This is a genomic window from Paraburkholderia sp. (assembly GCF_050742655.1).
In the GTDB taxonomy this organism is placed as follows: Bacteria; Pseudomonadota; Gammaproteobacteria; order Burkholderiales; family Burkholderiaceae; genus Paraburkholderia.
In genome coordinates, this window is sequence record NZ_JBOIGG010000012.1 from 14,196 (window position 1) to 33,421 (window position 19,226).

Annotated in this window: 14 protein-coding genes; 10 read left to right on the forward strand and 4 right to left on the reverse strand. The window is 64.4% G+C overall.

The features are described 5' to 3' along the window. Positions 1-149: 149 nt before the first annotated feature. The 7 genes from nudB (at position 150) to ACREXZ_RS17820 (ending at position 10,010) form a co-directional block, all read left to right on the forward strand. Positions 150-638, forward strand: a complete 489-nt coding sequence (nudB, locus tag ACREXZ_RS17790; protein WP_431765423.1) for a dihydroneopterin triphosphate diphosphatase — start codon at positions 150-152, stop codon at positions 636-638. Beyond that, the gene (locus ACREXZ_RS17795) at positions 635-1,891 is read left to right on the forward strand and encodes a phospholipase D-like domain-containing protein (RefSeq protein WP_431765424.1); all 1,257 of its coding nucleotides are present in this window, start codon (positions 635-637) and stop codon (positions 1,889-1,891) included. The genes nudB and ACREXZ_RS17795 overlap by 4 nt, the downstream gene beginning before the upstream one ends. Before the next feature lie 207 nt (positions 1,892-2,098). Next, on the forward strand, positions 2,099-2,698 hold the full coding sequence (locus ACREXZ_RS17800) for a TetR/AcrR family transcriptional regulator (protein ID WP_431765425.1): 600 nt from the start codon (positions 2,099-2,101) through the stop codon (positions 2,696-2,698). A 98-nt stretch (positions 2,699-2,796) separates the two neighbouring features. Beyond that, positions 2,797-4,584: an acyl-CoA dehydrogenase C-terminal domain-containing protein gene (locus ACREXZ_RS17805; RefSeq protein ID WP_431765426.1), complete on the forward strand. Its 1,788-nt coding sequence runs from the start codon at positions 2,797-2,799 to the stop codon at positions 4,582-4,584. A gap of 141 nt (positions 4,585-4,725) precedes the next feature. Next, entirely contained in the window at positions 4,726-7,161 is a 2,436-nt protein-coding gene (locus tag ACREXZ_RS17810) for a 3-hydroxyacyl-CoA dehydrogenase/enoyl-CoA hydratase family protein (protein WP_431765427.1), read from the forward strand. A gap of 23 nt (positions 7,162-7,184) precedes the next feature. Beyond that, the gene (locus ACREXZ_RS17815; RefSeq protein ID WP_431765428.1) at positions 7,185-8,387 is read left to right on the forward strand and encodes an acetyl-CoA C-acyltransferase; all 1,203 of its coding nucleotides are present in this window, start codon (positions 7,185-7,187) and stop codon (positions 8,385-8,387) included. An 858-nt stretch (positions 8,388-9,245) separates the two neighbouring features. Further along, the gene (locus ACREXZ_RS17820) at positions 9,246-10,010 is read left to right on the forward strand and encodes an enoyl-CoA hydratase (protein ID WP_431765429.1); all 765 of its coding nucleotides are present in this window, start codon (positions 9,246-9,248) and stop codon (positions 10,008-10,010) included. Between the two features lie 33 nt (positions 10,011-10,043). Here the strand turns inward: ACREXZ_RS17820 and fdhD are convergent, their stop codons facing one another. Beyond that, complete coding sequence (gene fdhD / locus ACREXZ_RS17825) at positions 10,044-10,865, reverse strand: formate dehydrogenase accessory sulfurtransferase FdhD (RefSeq protein WP_431765430.1); 822 nt, start codon at positions 10,863-10,865, stop codon at positions 10,044-10,046. A 142-nt stretch (positions 10,866-11,007) separates the two neighbouring features. On the opposite strand from fdhD, the gene ACREXZ_RS17830 reads away from it, so the two are divergent. After that, the gene (locus ACREXZ_RS17830; protein ID WP_431765431.1) at positions 11,008-11,484 is read left to right on the forward strand and encodes a nitrate reductase associated protein; all 477 of its coding nucleotides are present in this window, start codon (positions 11,008-11,010) and stop codon (positions 11,482-11,484) included. Between the two features lie 174 nt (positions 11,485-11,658). Further along, entirely contained in the window at positions 11,659-14,787 is a 3,129-nt protein-coding gene (locus ACREXZ_RS17835; protein ID WP_431765432.1) for a sensor domain-containing protein, read from the forward strand. 22 nt (positions 14,788-14,809) lie between these two features. On the opposite strand, the gene ACREXZ_RS17840 is transcribed toward ACREXZ_RS17835, so the two are convergent. Beyond that, entirely contained in the window at positions 14,810-15,214 is a 405-nt protein-coding gene (locus ACREXZ_RS17840; RefSeq protein WP_431765433.1) for an acyl-CoA thioesterase, read from the reverse strand. 229 nt (positions 15,215-15,443) lie between these two features. Here ACREXZ_RS17840 and ACREXZ_RS17845 point away from each other — a divergent pair, with 229 nt between their 5' ends. Further along, positions 15,444-17,369, forward strand: a complete 1,926-nt coding sequence (locus ACREXZ_RS17845) for an ABCB family ABC transporter ATP-binding protein/permease (protein ID WP_431765434.1) — start codon at positions 15,444-15,446, stop codon at positions 17,367-17,369. Positions 17,370-17,393: 24 nt separating this feature from the next. On the opposite strand, the gene murU is transcribed toward ACREXZ_RS17845, so the two are convergent. Beyond that, the gene (murU, locus tag ACREXZ_RS17850) at positions 17,394-18,107 is read right to left on the reverse strand and encodes an N-acetylmuramate alpha-1-phosphate uridylyltransferase MurU (RefSeq protein WP_431765435.1); all 714 of its coding nucleotides are present in this window, start codon (positions 18,105-18,107) and stop codon (positions 17,394-17,396) included. 11 nt (positions 18,108-18,118) lie between these two features. After that, positions 18,119-19,201, reverse strand: coding sequence for an aminoglycoside phosphotransferase family protein (locus ACREXZ_RS17855; RefSeq protein ID WP_431765436.1), 1,083 nt, complete (start codon positions 19,199-19,201; stop codon positions 18,119-18,121). Positions 19,202-19,226: the final 25 nt, after the last annotated feature.

Sequence of the window (19,226 nt, forward strand, 5' to 3'; positions counted from 1 at the left end):
GAGGGAGCCTGCTGTAACGGTGGGTTGCCTCGCGGCTCGTCGTATCGAACGGAAAAGGCGCGTTATGCGCCTTTTCTGCTTTTTGCGTTACAGTCGTCGGGTCTGTCGACCGCCCGCCTCGCGTGCCCCACGTGTTCCGTCCGATCACCATGCCGAAACCGCCGAAGATTCCGGAATCCGTTCTCGTCGTCATCCACACGCCCGAACTCGACGTCCTGATCATCGAGCGCGCCGACCGGCCAGGCTTCTGGCAGTCGGTGACTGGCTCGAAGGACCATCTCGACGAACCGCTCGCGTTGACCGCGGCCCGCGAAGTCGCTGAAGAGACTGGTATCGCGGTCGGTAGCGTCGACGTGCCGTACGACGCGTTGCTCGACTGGGGCCACCAGATCGAATACGAGATCTACCCGGTGTGGCGCCATCGCTATGCGGAGGGTGTCACGCGCAATACCGAGCACTGGTTCAGCCTGCAGGTACCGCGTCGCGTCGACGTGACCCTCGCGCCGCGCGAGCACATCGCCTATGCGTGGCTACCGCTGGAAGAAGCCGCGGCGCGCTGCTTCTCGTCGTCGAACCGTGAAGCGATCCTGCAACTGCCCGCGCGGCTCGACGCGCAGCACAACGGACGTCCGCGATGAGCGGCGGCTCGCAACGCTTCGCGCGACTTCGCGGCGATCTGTTCGGCCGGCGCTACTGGTCGAAATATCGCTTTACCGCCGGCAACGACATCCGGCTGTTCAGTTCCGGCGACGCCTTTTTCGAAGCGCTGATCGCACGCATCGATGCGGCGACTCTGGACGTCGCGCTCGAAACCTATATCTTCTCTGACGACAGCGCAGGCCTCGCCGTATCGGACGCGTTGAAGCGGGCGGCCGCGCGCAGCGTGTGCGTGCGGGTCATCACCGACGGCATCGGCACCGAGCGCCTGCCGATGTTCGACGAATGGCCGCAGGCCGGCATCCAGCATCGCATCTACAACCCGCACCTGTTCGGCCGCTTCGGTTTTTCGCGCACGCATCGCAAGCTTGCCGTGGTGGACGACGCGTACGCGTTTTGCGGCGGCATCAACATCGTCGACGACTTCGACCAGAACGGCACGCGGCTGCCGCACCCGCGCTGGGACTTCGCGGTCGAGCTGCACGGTCCTGTGGTCGCCGACGTGCGCGATGCGCTCGAACAGCAGTGGCGCCGGATTCGCGTGGGCCATCGCAGCGTCGACGCGCTGCGTCCCGATCTCGCATCGCAGGACGGCACACGCGATGGTTTGCTCCGGGGGAACCGTAGTCCGCGTCGCGGCGAGGAGCGTGCGAACGGCGAGCCAAGCGTCGCGTTCATCGCACGCGACAACCTGATCAACCGCCGCGCAATCGAGAAGGCGTACCTGAAGGCGATCGGCCAGGCGCGCTCGGAGGTGCTGCTCGCCAATCCGTACTTCATGCCGGGCCGCAAGCTGCGGCGTGCGCTGGTGTTCGCGGCGCGGCGCGGCATCGACGTGCGGCTCGTCATCGGCCGCAAGGAGTTCGCGGCGCTCGACTACGCGGTGCCGTTCCTGTACCGCTCGCTGCTCAAGGCGGGCGTCAAGGTCGCCGAGTACGAGAAGACGATGCTGCACGGCAAGGTCGCCGTGGTCGATTCGAACTGGGCGACAGTCGGCTCGTCGAATCTCGACGCGCTGAGCCTCGTGCTGAACAACGAAGCCAATGTGATGCTCGTGCAACATAGGGAGATCGACGTATTGCGCGATGCGATTCTCGCTGCCTTCAACGACTCCCGCCGCATCGATCTCGCGCACTACGAGGCCCGTCCCGCGGGCGAACGCTTCGTCAACTGGCTCGCCTACACCGCGTATCGGGCCGCGATGAAACTGCTCACAGTGGGCGGCTACGACTAGCGGCGTCCACTTTCCGCCGGCGCCTTGCCGGCGAAGAAGGCAAACGGCTCTAAAAAATCGCTCCGCTTCGGGCGCATGGATGCCGCAGAATTGGAGCGCGGTTAGAAACCGGTTTCTAATAAAGTCCTTGTTTCGCGGGCGGCCGGACCCAATAATAGTACGGCCGTTCGATTTTATTTCGGTCACATTGGAACGGTAAAAAGAGCTATGCGAAAAGGCGAACAAACGCGAGTAGCGATTCTCGATGCAGCACTCGATCTGGCAAGTCGCGACGGACTGGAAGGTCTGACGATTGGCTTGCTGGCCGAGCGGATGCAGATGAGCAAGAGCGGCGTGTTCGCGCATTTCGGGTCGCGTGAAGATCTTCAGGTTGAAGTGGTTCGCGAATATCACCGTCGTTTCGAAGACGAGGTGTTCTTCCCGAGCCTGCGCGAACCGCGCGGCCTGCCGCGTTTGCGCGCGATGATCTCGCGCTGGATCGAGAAGCGCATCCAGGAAGTCACGACGGGCTGCATCTACATCAGCGGTGCGGTCGAGTATGACGACCGCGCGGACAGCCAGGTGCGCGAGCAGCTGGTGTCGAGCGTCACGACGTGGCGCGCCGCGTTGATGCGCGCGATTTCGCAGTCGATGGAAGAAGGGCATCTGCGCAAGGACACCGATCCGCAGTTGATGCTCTTCGAACTGTATAGCTTCACGCTCGGTCTGCATCACGACGCGCGTTTTCTGCATCTGCCGGATGCGGTGCGTCTCACGTGGGCCGCGCTGGAAAAACTGATCGTTTCGTATCAAAGCGAAAGTCGTTAGCGCAGGCGGCACGATCCATCGGGTTCGATGGCGCCTGAAGTTTCCCGCAAGGGATCTCGCCGACGGCCGAGCACCAGATAACACCTTTGGAGAGAGTCATGGGACAGTACGCCGCGCCGCTGCGCGACATGCAGTTTGTGTTGCACGAACTGCTTAACGTCGAAGCCGAGATCAAACAGATGCCGGAGCACGCCGATCTCGACGCGGACACGATCAACCAGGTGCTCGAGGAGGCCGGCAAGTTCTGCTCCGAGGTGCTGTTTCCGCTGAACCAGAGCGGCGACCGCGAAGGCTGCACGTATGTAGGCGACGGCGTCGTCACCACGCCGAAGGGCTTCAAGGAAGCGTATAAACAGTTCGTCGAGGCGGGCTGGCCCGCACTGGGCTGCGATCCCGAGTACGGCGGCCAGGGGCTGCCCGCGTTCGTCAACAACGCGCTGTATGAAATGCTGAACTCGGCGAGCCAGGCGTGGGCGATGTACCCGGGCCTGTCGCACGGAGCGTACGAATGCCTGCATGCGCACGGCACGCCGGAGCAGCAACAGACCTATCTGCCGAAGCTCGTGTCGGGTGTCTGGACCGGCACGATGTGCCTGACCGAGCCGCACTGCGGCACCGACCTCGGCATCCTGCGCTCGAAGGCCGAGCCGAACAGCGATGGCTCGTACTCGATCAGCGGCACCAAGATTTTCATCTCCAGCGGCGAACACGACCTCGCTGAGAACATCGTCCACCTCGTGCTCGCACGGTTGCCCGATGCGCCCCCGGGCACGAAGGGCATCTCGCTCTTCGTCGTGCCGAAGTTCGTGCCGGATGCAAGCGGCGCGCCGGGCGAACGCAACGGCGTGAAGTGCGGCTCGATCGAACACAAGATGGGCATTCACGCGAACGCGACCTGCGTGATCAATCTCGACAACGCGAAGGGCTGGCTCGTCGGCGAGCCGAACAAAGGCCTCAACGCGATGTTCGTGATGATGAATGCCGCGCGTCTCGGCGTCGGCATGCAGAGTCTCGGCCTCACCGAGATTGCGTATCAGAACTCGCTCGTCTATGCGAAAGAACGTCTGCAGATGCGCTCGCTGACCGGCCCGAAGGCGCCTGACAAGGCCGCCGATCCGATCATCGTGCATCCGGACGTGCGCCGCATGCTGCTCACGCAGAAGGCCTACGCGGAAGGCGCGCGCGCGTTCTCGTACTGGTCGGCGCTGCACATCGACAAGGAGTTTTCACACGAGGACGAAGCGGTCCGCAAGGAAGCCGCCGATCTCGTCGCGCTGCTCACGCCGATCCTGAAAGCGTTCCTGTCGGACAACGCGTTCGAAGGCACGAATCACGCGATGCAGATCTACGGTGGCCACGGCTTCATTACCGAATGGGGCATGGAGCAGTACGTGCGCGACGCGCGGATCAACATGATCTACGAAGGCACGAACTCGATCCAGTCGCTCGATCTGCTGGGCCGCAAGGTGCTCGGCGACATGGGCGCGAAGCTGAAAAAATTCGGCAAGCTGGTGACGGATTTCGTCGAGGCTGAAGGCGTGAAGCCGGAGATGCAGGAGTTCGTCAATCCGCTCGCGGACATCGGCGACAAGGTCCAGAAGCTGACGATGGAAATCGGCATGAAGGCGATGCAGAACCCGGACGAAGTCGGTGCGGCTTCGGTGCCGTACCTGCGCACGGTCGGCCATCTGGTGTTCTCGTATTTCTGGGCGCGGATGGCGCGCATCGCGCTCGACAAAGAGGCGTCGGGCGATCCGTTCTACAAGGCTAAGCTCGCGACCGCGCGCTTCTATTTCGCGAGGCTGCTGCCCGAAACGGCAGCGACGATCCGCGCGGCGCGTGCCGGTTCGAAGACGCTGATGGAAGTCGACGAAGCGCTGTTCTGAATCTGACGGACGTGCGCCGCGTGTGGATTCGCGCGGCGCACCGGTCGCAAGCCGGTGCATCCGCGAAGCGCGACAACCGTTCACCGCCCACCGACCCGACCATCCAATCCGCTCCATTTGATATTCCGCTGGAGGAACGACGTGAGCAATCTGATCATTCGCAAGGTAGCCGTGCTCGGCGCCGGTGTGATGGGCGCGCAGATCGCTGCGCACCTAATCAACGCCAAGGTGCCGGTGCTCCTTTTCGATCTGCCCGCCAAAGAAGGTCCGAAGAACGCGATCGCGCTGAAGGCGATCGAGAACCTGAAGAAGCTGTCGCCGGCGCCGTTCGGCGTGAAGGAAGACGCGCAGTACATCCAGCCCGCGAACTACGAAGACGATATCGCGAAGCTTGCCGAATGCGATCTCGTGATCGAAGCGATCGCTGAACGGATGGACTGGAAGCACGACCTGTACAAGAAGGTGTCGCCGCATCTCGCGCCGAACGCGATCTTCGCGACGAACACGTCGGGCCTGTCGATCACCGAACTGTCGCAAGGCTTCTCCGACGAGCTGAAGGGGCGCTTCTGCGGCGTGCACTTCTTCAATCCGCCGCGCTACATGCATCTGGTCGAACTGATCCCGACGTCGCAAACGCGGCCCGAGATTCTCGACCAGCTCGAAACCTTCCTGACCAGCGTGGTCGGCAAGGGGGCGGTGCGCGCGAAAGATACACCGAACTTCATCGCGAACCGCGTCGGCATCTTCTCGATCCTCGCGGTGATCACCGAGGCCGCGAAGTTCGGCCTGCGCTTCGACGAAGTCGACGATCTGACCGGCAGCCGCCTCGGCCGCGCGAAGTCCGCGACGTTCCGTACCGCGGACGTCGTCGGCCTCGACACGATGGCGCACGTGATCAAGACGATGCAGGACAACCTCGCCGACGATCCGTTCTTCCCGGTCTACGAAACGCCCGCCGTGCTGGCCGAACTCGTGAAGAAGGGCGCGCTCGGCCAGAAGACCGGCGGCGGTTTCTACAAGAAAGAAGGCAAGGCGATCAAGGTGCTCGATCCGAAGACGGGCAGCTACGTCGACGGCGGCGCGAAGGCGGACGAACTGGTCGGCCGAATCCTGAAGCGCCCGCCGGCGGAACGCCTGAAGCTGCTGCGCGAATCGGAGCACCCACAGGCCCAGTTCCTGTGGTCGATCTTCCGCGACGTGTACCACTACATCGCCGTGCATCTCGAGTCGATCGCCGACAACGCGCGCGACGTCGACCTCGCGATCCGCTGGGGTTTCGGCTGGAACGAAGGCCCGTTCGAAGGCTGGCAGACAGCCGGCTGGAAACAGGTCGCCGAGTGGGTGCAGGAAGACATCGCCGCCGGCAAGGCGCTCGCGAACGTGCCGCTGCCCGCATGGGTGCTCGAAGGCGCGGTCGCGGAGAAGGGCGGCGTACACACGGCTGAAGGCTCGTGGTCACCGGCTTCGAAATCGTTCGTGCCGCGCTCGTCGCTGTCCGTCTACGACCGTCAGGTGTTCCGTGCGCCGCTCGTCGGCGAAACCGGCGCCGATCCGAAGACCTACGGCAAGACGCTGTTCGAAACCGATCACGTGCGTGCGTGGCTCGACGACCGTGCGGGTGAGAACGACGTCGTGATCGTGTCGTTCAAGAGCAAGCTGAACACGATCGGCCCGGGCGTGATCGACGGCCTCGTGCAGGCGATCGAACTCGCGGAGAAGGAGTACAAGGCGGTGGTCGTGTGGCAGCCGACGTCGCTGAAACTCGGCACACCGGGCGGTCCGTTCTCGGCCGGTGCGAACCTCGAGGAAGCGATGCCCGCGTTCATGATGGGCGGCGCGAAGGGTATCGACCCGTTCGTGAAGAAATTCCAGCAGGGCATGCTGCGCGTGAAGTACGCGAACGTGCCGGTCGTCTCGGCCGTGTCGGGTATCGCGCTTGGCGGCGGCTGCGAACTCGTGCTGCACAGCGCGAAGCGCGTTGCGCACATCGAGAGCTACATCGGCCTCGTCGAAGTCGGCGTCGGCCTCGTGCCGGCCGGCGGCGGTCTGAAGGAAGCGGCGCTGCGCGCGGCCGATGCGGCGAACGCGGTCGGCGCGACGAACGATCTGCTGAAGTTCGTGCAGAAGTCGTTCGAGAACGCAGCGATGGCGAAGGTCTCCGCCTCCGCGCTCGACGCGCGTGCGATGGGCTACCTGAAGCCGTCCGACACGATCGTCTTCAACGTGTTCGAACTGCTCGACACCGCGAAGAAGGAAGCGCGCGCGCTTGCCGCGTCGGGTTACCGTCCGCCGCTGCGCGTGACGCAGGTGCCGGTCGCGGGGCGCTCGGCGATCTCGACGATCAAGGCATCGCTCGTCAACATGCGCGACGGCCGCTTCATCAGCGATCACGATTTCCTGATCGCGAGCCGCATCGCGGAAGCGGTGTGCGGCGGCGACGTCGAAGCGGGCAGCCTCGTCGATGAGGAATGGCTGCTGACGTTGGAACGACGCGCGTTCGTCGAACTGCTTGGCACGCCGAAGACGCAGGAACGGATCATGGGGATGCTGCAGACCGGGAAACCGGTTCGTAACTGATCCGATTCGACAAAGGAGCTGACATGAGTACCAAGCAATTGCAGGATGCATACATCGTCGCCGCCAGTCGCACGCCGATCGGCAAGGCGCCGCGTGGCATGTTCAAGAACACGCGCCCCGACGAACTGCTGGTCCACGCGATCAAGTCGGCGGTGGCACAGGTGCCGGGCCTCGACACGAAGCTGATCGAAGACGCGATCATCGGATGCGCGATTCCCGAAGGCGAGCAAGGGCTGAACGTCGCGCGGATCGGCGCACTGCTGGCCGGCCTGCCGAACACCGTCGGCGGCGTGACGGTGAACCGCTTCTGCGCGTCGGGCATCACGGCGCTCGCGATGGCAGCGGACCGGATTCGCGTTGGTGAGTCGGATGTGATGATCGCGGGTGGCTGCGAGTCGATGAGCATGGTGCCGATGATGGGCAACAAGCCGTCGCTGTCGCCGCACATTTTCGAGCGCGACGAGAACGTCGGCATCGCCTACGGCATGGGCCTCACCGCCGAACGCGTGGCCGAACGCTGGAAAGTGAGCCGCGAGGCGCAGGACCAGTTCTCCGTCGAGTCGCATCGCAAGGCGCTGGCCGCGCAGCAGTCGGGCGAATTCAACGACGAGATCGCCGCGTACATGCTGAGCGAGCGCTTCCCCGATCTCGCCAGCGGCGAAGTGAAGGTGAAGACACGCGAGATCGCGCTCGACGAAGGTCCGCGTCAGGACACATCGCTCGAAGGTCTGGCGAAGCTGCGGCCGGTATTCGCGAACAAGGGCTCGGTGACGGCGGGCAATAGCTCGCAGACGTCGGATGGTGCGGGTGCGTTGATCGTCGTGTCGGAGAAGATTCTCAAGCAGTTCAACCTGACGCCGCTCGCGCGTTTCGTGAGCTTCGCGGTGCGGGGTGTGCCGCCGGAGATCATGGGGATTGGTCCGAAGGAAGCGATTCCTGCCGCGCTGAAGGCGGCGGGTCTGAAGCAGGACGACATCGACTGGATCGAGCTGAACGAAGCATTCGCGGCGCAGGCACTTGCGGTGATTGGGGACCTGGGTCTTGATCCGTCGAAGGTGAATCCGCTGGGCGGTGCTATTGCGTTGGGGCACCCGCTTGGCGCGACGGGTGCGATTCGGGCTTCTACCGTTGTGCATGGATTGCGTCGTCGCAATTTGAAGTATGGGATGGTGACGATGTGTGTTGGGACGGGGATGGGGGCGGCTGGGATTATTGAACGTCTCTGATTTTTTTGCTGCGCGGGCTCTGGGTTTGGTTTTGTTGTTGTTTTGCCTGTGCAGGCTGCCTGGGTTTTAGTTTGTGTTGTCTTGCCCTTGCAGGTCGGTGCTTATTGGCGCCTCGCGGCGCAGGCGTCGCCCCTGTGCGGGGCGGCACCTACTTTCTTTGCCGCGGCAAAGAAAGTAGGCAAAGAAAGCCGCTCGAGACGTTACCAGGTCCTTTCCGCGCGTAGCCAGAGATGGCCCGCACCTAAGTGTCGTCCTCGCACAGACACGGTAGTGGTCCGAGACGAGATCGTCCCTCGCGCCGCAAATCGGAGTGACAAGGGGCCCACCCACCCCGCGGCGCACTGGCGTGCGCGCGGCTGGGTCTGCATGGGAAACCATCGCGGAAGAATGAAGACGCAGCGCTGAACAACGATCGCTTTAAGTGGTCACATGAGCGACTGCGCTGAGCAGAGGCAGTGTGCAGAGGCAGTGACCGAGGGGTGTTATGCCCATCGGCGGCGAAGCCCGCCGGAACGGATGACTGCTGTGTCACTAACGTGTGTGGTGCGAGGGCGGGTCTCGTCTCGGACCACTGCTCAGTGTGAACGAGGTGCCCACTTAGGCGAGTGCCACCTGGGCAAGCCTTCGGAAACGAGAAGCTTCGTGTCGAGCGGCTTTCTTTGCCTACTTTCTTTGCCGCGGCAAAGAAAGTAGGTGCTGCCCCGCACAGGGGCAACGCCTGCGCCGCGAGGCGCCAGTAAGCACCCGCCTGCAAGGCCAAAGCAGCAGAAACAGCAAAAAGCTCAAGCACCGCCCGCGCCGCGAGGCAAGCAACAACCACAGCGGCCTGCACAGGCAAAAAGCTAAAAGGAGATTCAAATGGACATCCAGACCGAGCACATCAATAACGTGCTAACAATCGCCTTCAATCGTCCGGAAAAGAAAAACGCCATCACCTCGGCGATGTACCAAACGATGGCCGACGCGCTAGTCAACGCACAATCCGACAAAGCGGTCCGCGCCATCCTGATCCGCGGCAGCATCGGCATCTTCAGCGCAGGCAACGATCTCGAAGACTTCATGAAGGCGCCCCCCGTCGGCGAGGACGCGCCCGTGTTCCAGTTCCTGCGCGCCATCAGCTCCGCGGAAAAACCCGTCGTCGCTTCGGTGGCGGGCGCGGCGATCGGTATCGGCACGACGCTGCTGCTTCACTGCGACCTCGTCTACGCCGCGGACTCAGCGACTTTCACGCTGCCGTTCGCACAACTCGGTCTGTGCCCGGAAGCAGCATCGTCGCTGCTGCTGCCGCGTATCGCCGGCTATCAGGGTGCAGCGGAAAAGCTGCTGCTCGGCGAGCCGTTCGATGCACGCGAGGCGCACAGGATGGGCTTCGTCAATCGTCTGCTACCGGCCGCCGAAGTCGATGCATTCGCCCTCGCGCAAGCCGAGAAGCTCGCGGCACTGCCCGCGTCGTCGCTGCGCGTGACGAAATCGCTGATGAAGCGTGCGAGTCTGCATGAGCTGCACACACAGATGTCTGAAGAAGGCATGCAGTTCGGCAAGATGCTGCTCGCGCCGGAAGCGCGCGAAGCGTTCAAGGCATTCTTCGAAAAGCGCAAGCCGGACTTCCGTCAGTTCGACTGAAAATTCGACTGCACCCCGCGCGGCACGCGATCGTCAAACGGTGCCGTAATCCACATAGCTCGTCTCGCGACAAAAGCTCACGAGACGCAGCCCCGCGCGCTGCGCGATCGTGATCGCGAGCGACGACGGCGCCGAGATTGTCGCGACCATCGGAATGCCGACGCGCGCGGCCTTGCGCACCAACTCGTAGCTCGCGCGACTCGACAGGAAGACGAAGCCGTCGTGCGGATCGCCGCGGTCGAGGATCATCTGGCCGATCAGTTTGTCGAGCGCATTGTGGCGACCGACATCCTCGAACGCGTAGCGGATCGCGCCGTTCGCATCGCACCACGCGGCCGCATGCAGTCCACCCGTCAAACGCGTAAGCGCCTGGTGCGACGGCAGTTCGCGCGCGGCCCGCGCGATCGCATCCGATGCGAGTCGCTGCAGGAAACCGGTATCGGGCACGCGTTCGGGCTGCAGATCGAGCAGATCGATGCTCTCGACTCCACACACACCGCAACCGGTGCGCCCCGCGAGCGCGCGGCGCCGCTCCTTCAATGCGGCGAACGCCTGCTGCACGACGGTCAACTGGATCTCGGCATGCGGCAGCTCGCCGTCGTGCAATTCCACCTCGATGTCCTGAATGTCGCTGCTGCGCGCGACGATCCCCTCCGATATGGAGAAGCCGACCGCGAACGCTTCGAGATCGCGCGGCGTGCACATCATCACGGCATGCGAGATGCCGTTGTACACGAGCGCTACCGGCCATTCCTGGCCGACCTGATCGGTCAACGCCTCGGTCGTATCGCCGCGCTGCCGGCGCACCTGCTGAGCGACGGCACCGGGCTGGTTGGCGGTTTCGAGTGGGTTCACAAGCTGACTCCTGGCATTCTTGCGCGTCGTCGCGGTGCTTTGTGTTGCGGCGCGGCGTTGCTGCGTGAATAAGGTTCTAAAATACCTCAAGCGGGCATCGCGTGTCGCCCGCGGCCAACGAGGACACTGCGAGGACCCCGCCATGGGAATCAGCGAAGCGCCGCTTCTATTCGATTTCGAAACGAAATCGTCGGAGAATCTCACCTTCATTCCAATGGCCGTGCGGTTCAATCTCGACCGCTTCGGGCTGCGGATCTCGCTCGCGCAATGGCAGATGCTGCCGCACGAGGACCGCAAGCTGCTGGCGCGCTTCCCGGTCGACGACGACATCGCGATCGAACCGAACTTCGATCACGCGCTGTTCGAAATGCTGCGCACGCACGCGAACGTCGAGCCCGAATGGTTCAGCCCCGACGAAGCGCCCGCATGGCGCCGCACCGACGCGATCCCTGACGGCGTGCTCGCGCAGGCCGCGCTCGCCGGCCTGCCCACGCCGAGTGCCGGTCAATGGGCGGAACTCGCTCCGTTCAAGCGCTATGTGCTCGCCAAACTGTCGCGCAAGCCGGAAGGCAATCACGATTTCGTGCCCGCGATGAGGGAATTTGGCCTCGCAGCCTGATTCTCCGCGTTTTTTCGCCCGTTTTTCAGTGCAACCCTCAATCCGTTCCGTCACCGGCCGTTATCCAGAAGTTGGCACGTAGCCCGGGGTACGCTGCCCGCAAAAAAACCGGCGGCCGCACAGCGCCGCACGCGCGAGGCGCAGCGCGCGCAGGACGAACGACGTTCGGAACCCATGACTCCATTTTCATCGAAGCGGCTGCTGATCAATCTGGCAGTCGTCGCCGTGGCGGTCGGCGCGAATGCGTTCGTCGCGTACACGCAGATCCGCGGCCAGCGCGAGGCCAACGCGCGCACGATGCATTCGACCGCGATCCGCCATAGTCTCGACGCGTATGGCACCGCGCTCGACAGCGCGCTCGCGCAACTGAGCCACTACGCGGTGCCGGCGGACGGCACGACGCCCGCGCCTCCGTCCGCCACTCGCACCATCGATCCCGCCTCCCTCCTGCCGCTTGGCACTGCGCTGCGCAGCCAGCTCGCCGACGACGCGCAGGCGGTCAGCGCGCTCGATCCGTTGATCGCCGACACCGGCGATCTCGCCGATGCGCTACGCGCAGCGCTCGCGCGTGCCGCGGCCGGCGGAGCGGATGCGTCGCCGCAATGGGCCGCGACCGAGTACGTGCGCCTCGGCATGGACGCGAACCGGATCGAGGCGGGCCTCGCCGCGCTGCGGCAGCACGAGGACCGCGTGCTGGAGGCGTCGCTCGCGGAATCGGCACGCGACTCGCAGCGCGCGACGCTGCTGCTCATCGTCACGATGCTGGCCGGCGGCGCGCTGCTGATCTACCTGTTCGGCGCGCGCGAGAACGCGGCGCGCGAAAGGATCCGCATCGCGTATGCGCTGCGCAGCAACGACGAGCGGTTTCGCGGGTTATTCGACGCGCATCCGGTGCCGATGTACATCTACGATCGCGAGACGCTGCGCTTCCTCGCGGTGAATACGGCCGCGACCCAGCAGTACGGTTACTCCGAGGCCGAATTCCACACGATGACGATTCGCGCGATCCGTCCCAACGTCGAGATCGTGAGGCTCGAGTCGCATCTCGCGCGCAGCGACGCCGAGCCCGGCAGCAACCGCACGATGGCGGGCATCTGGCATCACCGGCGCAAGGACGGCACGCTGATCAGTGCGGACATCTCGTACCACGTGCTGACGTTCATGGGCCGCACGGCGGTGTTCGTGCTCGCCGACGACGTCACCGAGCAGATCGACGCCGAAGCCGAAGCGCGGCGTTCGAACCAGATGCTCGAAACAGTGATCGACAACATTCCGCAGCGCATCTTCTGGAAGGATCGCGACTCGCGCTATCTCGGCTGCAACATGGCGTTCGCGCGTGACGCGGGGCTCGCGTACCCGGAGCAGGTGGTCGGCAAGACCGACGACGACCTGCTGTGGCGTGCGTACGCGGACACGGTGCGCGCGCACGATCGCGAGGTGATCGACTCGGGCATGCCGAAGATGGGCTTCGAACTCGACCTGACGGTCGACGGTGTGCATCGCACGACGATCACGAGCAAGCTGCCGTTCACCGATGGCGACGGTAACGTGATCGGCGTGCTCGGTTCGTACAGCGACATCACCGAGCGCAAGCGCGCGGATCTCGCACTGCGACTACAGAGCCGCGCGCTCGACGCGAGCGTCAACGCGATCCTGATCACCGCGCCGACCGTCGGCGGGAATCTGATCGAATACGTGAACCCGGCGTTCAAGCGCATCACCGGCTACGATCCGGCCGAGGTGATGGGCCAGGACTGCCGGCTATTGCAACGCGACGATCGCAATCAGGAGGGCGTCGCGGCGATCCGTGAAGCGCTTGCGGCGAACCGCGAGGTGAGCGCGGTGCTGCGCAACTATCGCAAGGACGGCGCGCTGTTCTGGAATCAGTTGTTCATCGCGCCGGTGCCGAATCCGGACGGCGAGACCACGCACCACATCGGCGTGATCAACGACGTGACCGACCTGATGCGCTATCAGGAGCAGCTCGAATACCAGGCGAACTACGACAGCCTGACGCGGCTGCCCAATCGCAATCTGCTGCGTGACCGGTTGCAGCACGCGCTCGTCGTCGCGCAGCGGCAGCATCGCGGTGTCGCGGTGGTGTTCATCGATCTCGACGGCTTCAAGAACGTCAACGACAGTCTCGGCCACAGCGTCGGCGACCGGCTGCTCACGGTCGTCGCGGACCGGCTTGCACGTGCGGCGCGGGCCAGCGATACGGTCGCGCGGCACGGCGGCGACGAGTTCGTGATCGTGATGACCGACACGATCGACGAGCAGTCGCTGATCGCGTGGATGGAGCGCCTGCGCGCGTCGATTTCCGAGCCGGTGTGGCTCGACGGTACCGAGCTGTATGTGGGCTGCAGCATGGGCGCGAGCCTGTTTCCGCAGGACGGCGAGGATGCCGAGACGCTGATGAAGAAGGCCGATCTCGCGATGTACCGCGCGAAGGACATGGGGCGCAACACGTTCCAGTTCTTCCAGCCGGAGATGAACGCGAGCGCCGGCACGCGGCTCAATCTCGAACGCCGGCTGCGCCGCGCGCTGCGCGACAATGAGTTTCTGCTGCACTACCAGCCGCAGGTCGACATCGGCAGCGGACGCATCGTCGGGATGGAGGCGCTCGTGCGCTGGCGCGATCCGGAAGTCGGGCTGGTCGCACCGTCGGTGTTCATTCCGGTCGCGGAGGAGTGCGGGCTGATCGGGCCGCTGTCCGAATGGGTGCTGCGCGAAGCGTGCCGGCAGAACCGCGCGTGGCAGGACGAAGGGCTGCCGCCGGCGCGCGTGTCGGTGAACCTGTCGGCGCGTGTGTTCCAGCAGCGCGACATTGCGCGGCTCGTCACCGACGTGCTCGCGGAAACCGGTCTAGCGCCGCAGTATCTCGAACTCGAACTGACCGAGAGCGCGATCATGCGCAACGCGGAGGAGGCGGTATCGATGCTGACGGAGCTGCACGCGCTCGGCATCGGGCTCGCGATCGACGACTTCGGGACCGGCTATTCGAGCCTCAGCTATCTGAAGCGTTTTCCGGTGGACCGGCTGAAGATCGATCGCTCGTTCGTGTCTGACATCGGCGTGTCGGGCGACGACGAAACGATCACGTCGGCGATCATCGCGCTCGCGCACTCGCTGCAGTTGCAGGTGATCGCAGAGGGCGTCGAAACGCTTGCGCAACTCGATTTCCTGCGCGAGCGCGCGTGCGACGAGATGCAGGGGTTCTATTTCGCGAAACCGCTGCCGAACGATGCGATCGCCGCACTGCTGCTGCGCGGCCCGGCCAGTGAGCCTGCTGAAGCACTGTGAGCGGCAACCAGGGCAGATAGCTTCAGTCGAGCGCGGGCAGCGTGCGCGGCTTGCGGTCGCTGTCGGTTGCGACGTAGGTCAGCGTTGCCTCGGTGACCTTGACGACTTCCTGCGCGAGGCTCATCCGTTGCGCGTAGACCTCGACTTCGATCGTGATCGACGTCTTGCCGGTCTTCACGATGTCCGCGTAAAAGCTCAGCAGATCGCCGACGAACACCGGCTGCTTGAACACGAACGAATTCACCGCGATCGTCGCGACGCGGCCATTCGCGCGGCGGCTCGCGGGAATCGAACCGGCGATGTCGACCTGCGCCATGATCCAGCCGCCGAACACGTCGCCGTGCACGTTCGCATCCGAAGGCTGGGGAACGACGCGCAGCGCGCACGACTTTTGCGGAAGCTGGGGCAGGTTCGGGGGAATGGTCATCGGGTACCCTTGGGGATGGTTACGCTGTGCGGCCGGCGCGGCTTCGCGGCAATGCGGTTGGCCACCTCCCGCAACCCACAGGGAGCGGCGCCCGCCAGCTTCTGAGACAATAAGAAAGATCACAAATTGTACGGGAAAGCGGTAGGCCGGGCGGACCGGCCAAAAAACCGGCATGGCGCCGGCGCCGCATTTCCCGCTCCCCACCATTCGTCTGTTTCAGGCCGAGTTCATGCGCCGTTTCGCCGCTTCCCCCGATTCCACGCCGGCGCCGCCGATATCGAATCTGCCACGTAACGACTGGCAGACCATCCTCTCGCTGCTGCCCTACCTCGCGACCTACAAGTGGCGCGTCACGATTGCGCTCAGTTGCCTGATCGGCGCGAAGGTCGCGAACCTCGGTGTGCCGATCGTGATGAAGCGGATCGTCGACAGTCTCGCATCGGTCCAGCATCTCACTGCGCTCGGCCGCGCGGATCACGCGCCGGGTATCGTGCTGCTCGGCGGCGTCGGGTTGCTGGTGGTCGCGTATGCAGTCGTGCGGCTGTCGACGTCGCTCTTCACCGAACTGCGCGAGATCCTCTTTTCGAAAGTCACCGAAAGCGCGGTGCGCCAGCTTGCGCTGAAAGTGTTCCGGCATCTGCATGCGCTGTCGCTGCGGTTTCATCTCGAGCGGCAGACAGGCGGCATGTCGCGTGACATCGAACGCGGCACGCGCGGCATCACGCAGCTCATTTCGTATTCGCTGTACAGCATCCTGCCGACGCTCGTCGAAGTCGGCCTCGTGCTCGGCTTTCTCGTCGTCAAGTACGAGGCGTACTACGCGATCGTCACGTTCATCGCGCTGGCCGTGTACATCGTGTTCACGGTGAAGGTGACCGAGTGGCGTACGCACTATCGTCGCACGATGAACGAGCTCGATTCGCGGGCCAATTCGCGCGCGATCGATTCGCTGCTGAACTACGAAACGGTGAAGTACTTCGGCAACGAGGAGTGGGAGGCGAAGCGCTACGACGAGAACCTGAAGCGCTATCGCGCGGCAGCGATCAAGTCGCAGAACTCGCTGTCGGCGCTGAACTTCGGCCAGCAGATAATCATCGGCACCGGGCTTGTGTTCATCCTGTGGCGCGCGACGGAGGGTGTGATGGCGGGCCGGCTCACGCTCGGCGATCTGGTGCTGATCAACACGTTCATGCTGCAGTTGTACATTCCGCTCAACTTTCTCGGCGTGATCTATCGCGAGCTGAAACAGAGCCTGACCGACATGGACCGGATGTTCTCGCTGCTCGGCGCCGCACGCGAAATCCCGGATGCACCGGATGCGCCACCGCTCGCGGTGCGCGGCGCCGAAGTGCGCTTCGAGCACGTGAACTTCGGCTATGAGCCGTCGCGGCAGATCCTGCACGACGTGAGCTTCACGATCGCCGCGGGCACGACGACCGCGGTGGTCGGCCATAGCGGCTCGGGCAAGTCGACGCTCGCGCGGCTGATGTTCCGCTTCTACGATCTCGATCGCACGACGGGCGGCGCGATCACGATCGACGGCCAGGACATCCGCGCGGTGACGCAGGATTCGTTGCGCGCGTCGATCGGCATCGTGCCACAGGACACCGTGCTGTTCAACGACACGATTTACTACAACATCGCATACGGCCAGCCCACAGCGTCACGCGACGAAGCGATCGCAGCGGCGCGTGCGGCGCACATTCACGACTTCATCGAGAGTCTGCCGGCCGGCTACGACACGCCGGTCGGCGAGCGTGGATTGAAGCTGTCGGGCGGCGAGAAACAGCGCGTCGCGATCGCGCGCACGCTGCTGAAAAACCCGCCGATCCTGCTGTTCGACGAAGCGACGTCGGCGCTCGATTCACGTTCCGAGCGCGCGATCCAGCACGAACTCGACCAGATCGCCCGCGAGCGGACCACGCTGATCATCGCGCACCGGCTGTCGACGGTCGTGCACGCGGACCAGATCATCGTGATGGATCGCGGACGGATCGTCGAGCGTGGCACGCACGCGGAACTGCTGCGCGCGGACGGGCTGTTCGCGCAGATGTGGGCGCTGCAGCAGCAGCGTGCGGAAGAAGTTGATGCGGCGGAGGGTGTGGACGGCAGTGAAGCGGACGAAGCGGCCGCGCATGACGTCGACGGACGCTGACTGTTTAATAACCCATCAGCCCGATCAACTCGCGCCGCGTAGCTGCCGGTCGAGCGCATCCAGTTGCGCCGGTGTGCCGACGTTTTCCCAGCAGCCTTCGTACAGCTCGCCGCTCGCGCGTTGCCGCGCGATCGTCTCGCGGTAATACGGCCTGAGCGCGCAGCGCGTGCCGGGCGCGAGATCGCGGAACATCCGCGTGTCGTACAGGCCGATGTTGCCGAACGTATGGCGTATCGCACCGTCGAGTAACAGCATGCCGCCGTCGAGCGCGAAATCGCCGGCCGGATGGAACGGCGGATTCGGCACCATCACCAGATGCATGCCGGGCTCGGGCAGCGCCGCAAGTCGCGCGGCCGGCTCACGCAGCGACGCGTAATCGAAATCCGCATACACGTCGCCGCTCACACCGACGAACACCCGCTCCGACGACGGCGCGAGCAGCGGCAGCGCGTATGCAATGCCGCCCGCGGTTTCGAGCGCCGTCTGCTCGGCTGAATAGCGCAGCATCACGCCCCAGCGCGAACCGTCGCCAAGCGCCGCTTCGATCTGTTCGCCGAGCCATGCGTGATTGATCACGATCGTTTCGAAGCCCGCCTGCGCGAGCCGTTCGATCTGCCAGACGATCAGCGGCTTGCCGCCCGCTTCGAGCAGCGGCTTCGGCCGGGTATCGGTGAGCGGGCGCATCCGTTCGCCGCGTCCGGCGGCGAAGATCATCGCGGTGGTGAGCGTGGAGGACATCGGGCGGCGCGTCAGAACGTGTAGCCGGTTTCGGCCGCACGCCCTTCGAGTTCGTCGAGCAGCTTCGCGAACGGCACGAGCGGCCGATAGCGTTCGGCGACCTTGCGCGCATAGCCGATGAAACGCGGCAGATCCGGCAGATAGTGCGGCTTGTGATCGCGATAATTGATCCGGCAAAAGAGCCCGAGCACCTTGATGTGCCGTTGCAGGCCCATCCATTCGAGCTGCCGGTAGAACTCGCCGAAATCCGCATCGACCGGCAGGCCGGCCTTCTTCGCGTGCTCCCAGTAGTACGCGAAGCAGTCGAGCTCGAACGCTTCGTCCCAGCTCAGGAACGCGTCGCGCAACAGCGACGCAACGTCGTAGGTGATCGGGCCGACCACCGCGTCCTGGAAGTCGAGCACGCCGGGGTTCGGGCTCGCGACCATCAGGTTGCGCGGCATGAAGTCGCGCAGCATGAACACCTGCGGCTGTGCCCGCGCGCTTGCGATCAGCAGCGCGAACGTGCGGTCGAGCACGCCGCGCATCGTATCGTCGACTTCACGGTTCAGATGCCGACCGACGAACCACTCGGGCATCAGCTCCATTTCGCGGCGCAGGAAGGCTTCGTCGAACGGCGGCAGCACGTCTTCCCGCGATGAGAGTTGCCAGCGGATGAGTGTGTCGAGCGCATCGCGCATCAGCGTGCGTGCATTGCCGTTAACCCCATCGCCACCATCACGCAGTGCGTGCAGATACGACTCGGTGCCGAGATCGGTGACGAGCATGAAACCCGCATCGAAGTCCGCTTCGAGCACGCGCGGCACATGGACGCCCGCGTCGGCGAGCAGTCCGGCGACCTGGACGAATTCACGGCATTTTTCGGGCGGCGGGGCATCGACCGCGATCAGCGTCGACGCGTTCGCGCGGGTGTCCGCCGTGTCTACGCGTCCGGTCAGGCGGAAGTAGCGGCGAAAGCTGGCGTCGGCGGATGCGGGGGCGAGGGTGGCGAGATCGAGACCATAACGGCTGTCGTAGCGGCGAAGCCAGGTGCCCAGCTGGTCGAGACGGGCGTCGGAGGCGGACGGACGGGGCGGGACAGCGTTCTGCGTCATGAAAACCGGGGGCTGGATCAGGGTG

Excerpts from the sequence above, each read along its gene's own strand:
- nudB (WP_431765423.1), top strand. The coding sequence starts at position 150 with ATGCCGAAACCGCCGAAGATTCCGGAATCCGTTCTCGTCGTCATCCAC.
- ACREXZ_RS17795 (WP_431765424.1), top strand. The coding sequence starts at position 635 with ATGAGCGGCGGCTCGCAACGCTTCGCGCGACTTCGCGGCGATCTGTTC.
- ACREXZ_RS17800 (WP_431765425.1), top strand. The coding sequence starts at position 2,099 with ATGCGAAAAGGCGAACAAACGCGAGTAGCGATTCTCGATGCAGCACTC.
- ACREXZ_RS17805 (WP_431765426.1), top strand. The coding sequence starts at position 2,797 with ATGGGACAGTACGCCGCGCCGCTGCGCGACATGCAGTTTGTGTTGCAC.
- ACREXZ_RS17815 (WP_431765428.1), top strand. The coding sequence starts at position 7,185 with ATGAGTACCAAGCAATTGCAGGATGCATACATCGTCGCCGCCAGTCGC.
- ACREXZ_RS17820 (WP_431765429.1), top strand. The coding sequence starts at position 9,246 with ATGGACATCCAGACCGAGCACATCAATAACGTGCTAACAATCGCCTTC.
- ACREXZ_RS17830 (WP_431765431.1), top strand. The coding sequence starts at position 11,008 with ATGGGAATCAGCGAAGCGCCGCTTCTATTCGATTTCGAAACGAAATCG.
- ACREXZ_RS17835 (WP_431765432.1), top strand. The coding sequence starts at position 11,659 with ATGACTCCATTTTCATCGAAGCGGCTGCTGATCAATCTGGCAGTCGTC.
- ACREXZ_RS17840 (WP_431765433.1), bottom strand. The coding sequence starts at position 15,214 with ATGACCATTCCCCCGAACCTGCCCCAGCTTCCGCAAAAGTCGTGCGCG.
- ACREXZ_RS17845 (WP_431765434.1), top strand. The coding sequence starts at position 15,444 with ATGCGCCGTTTCGCCGCTTCCCCCGATTCCACGCCGGCGCCGCCGATA.
- murU (WP_431765435.1), bottom strand. The coding sequence starts at position 18,107 with ATGTCCTCCACGCTCACCACCGCGATGATCTTCGCCGCCGGACGCGGC.
- ACREXZ_RS17855 (WP_431765436.1), bottom strand. The coding sequence starts at position 19,201 with ATGACGCAGAACGCTGTCCCGCCCCGTCCGTCCGCCTCCGACGCCCGT.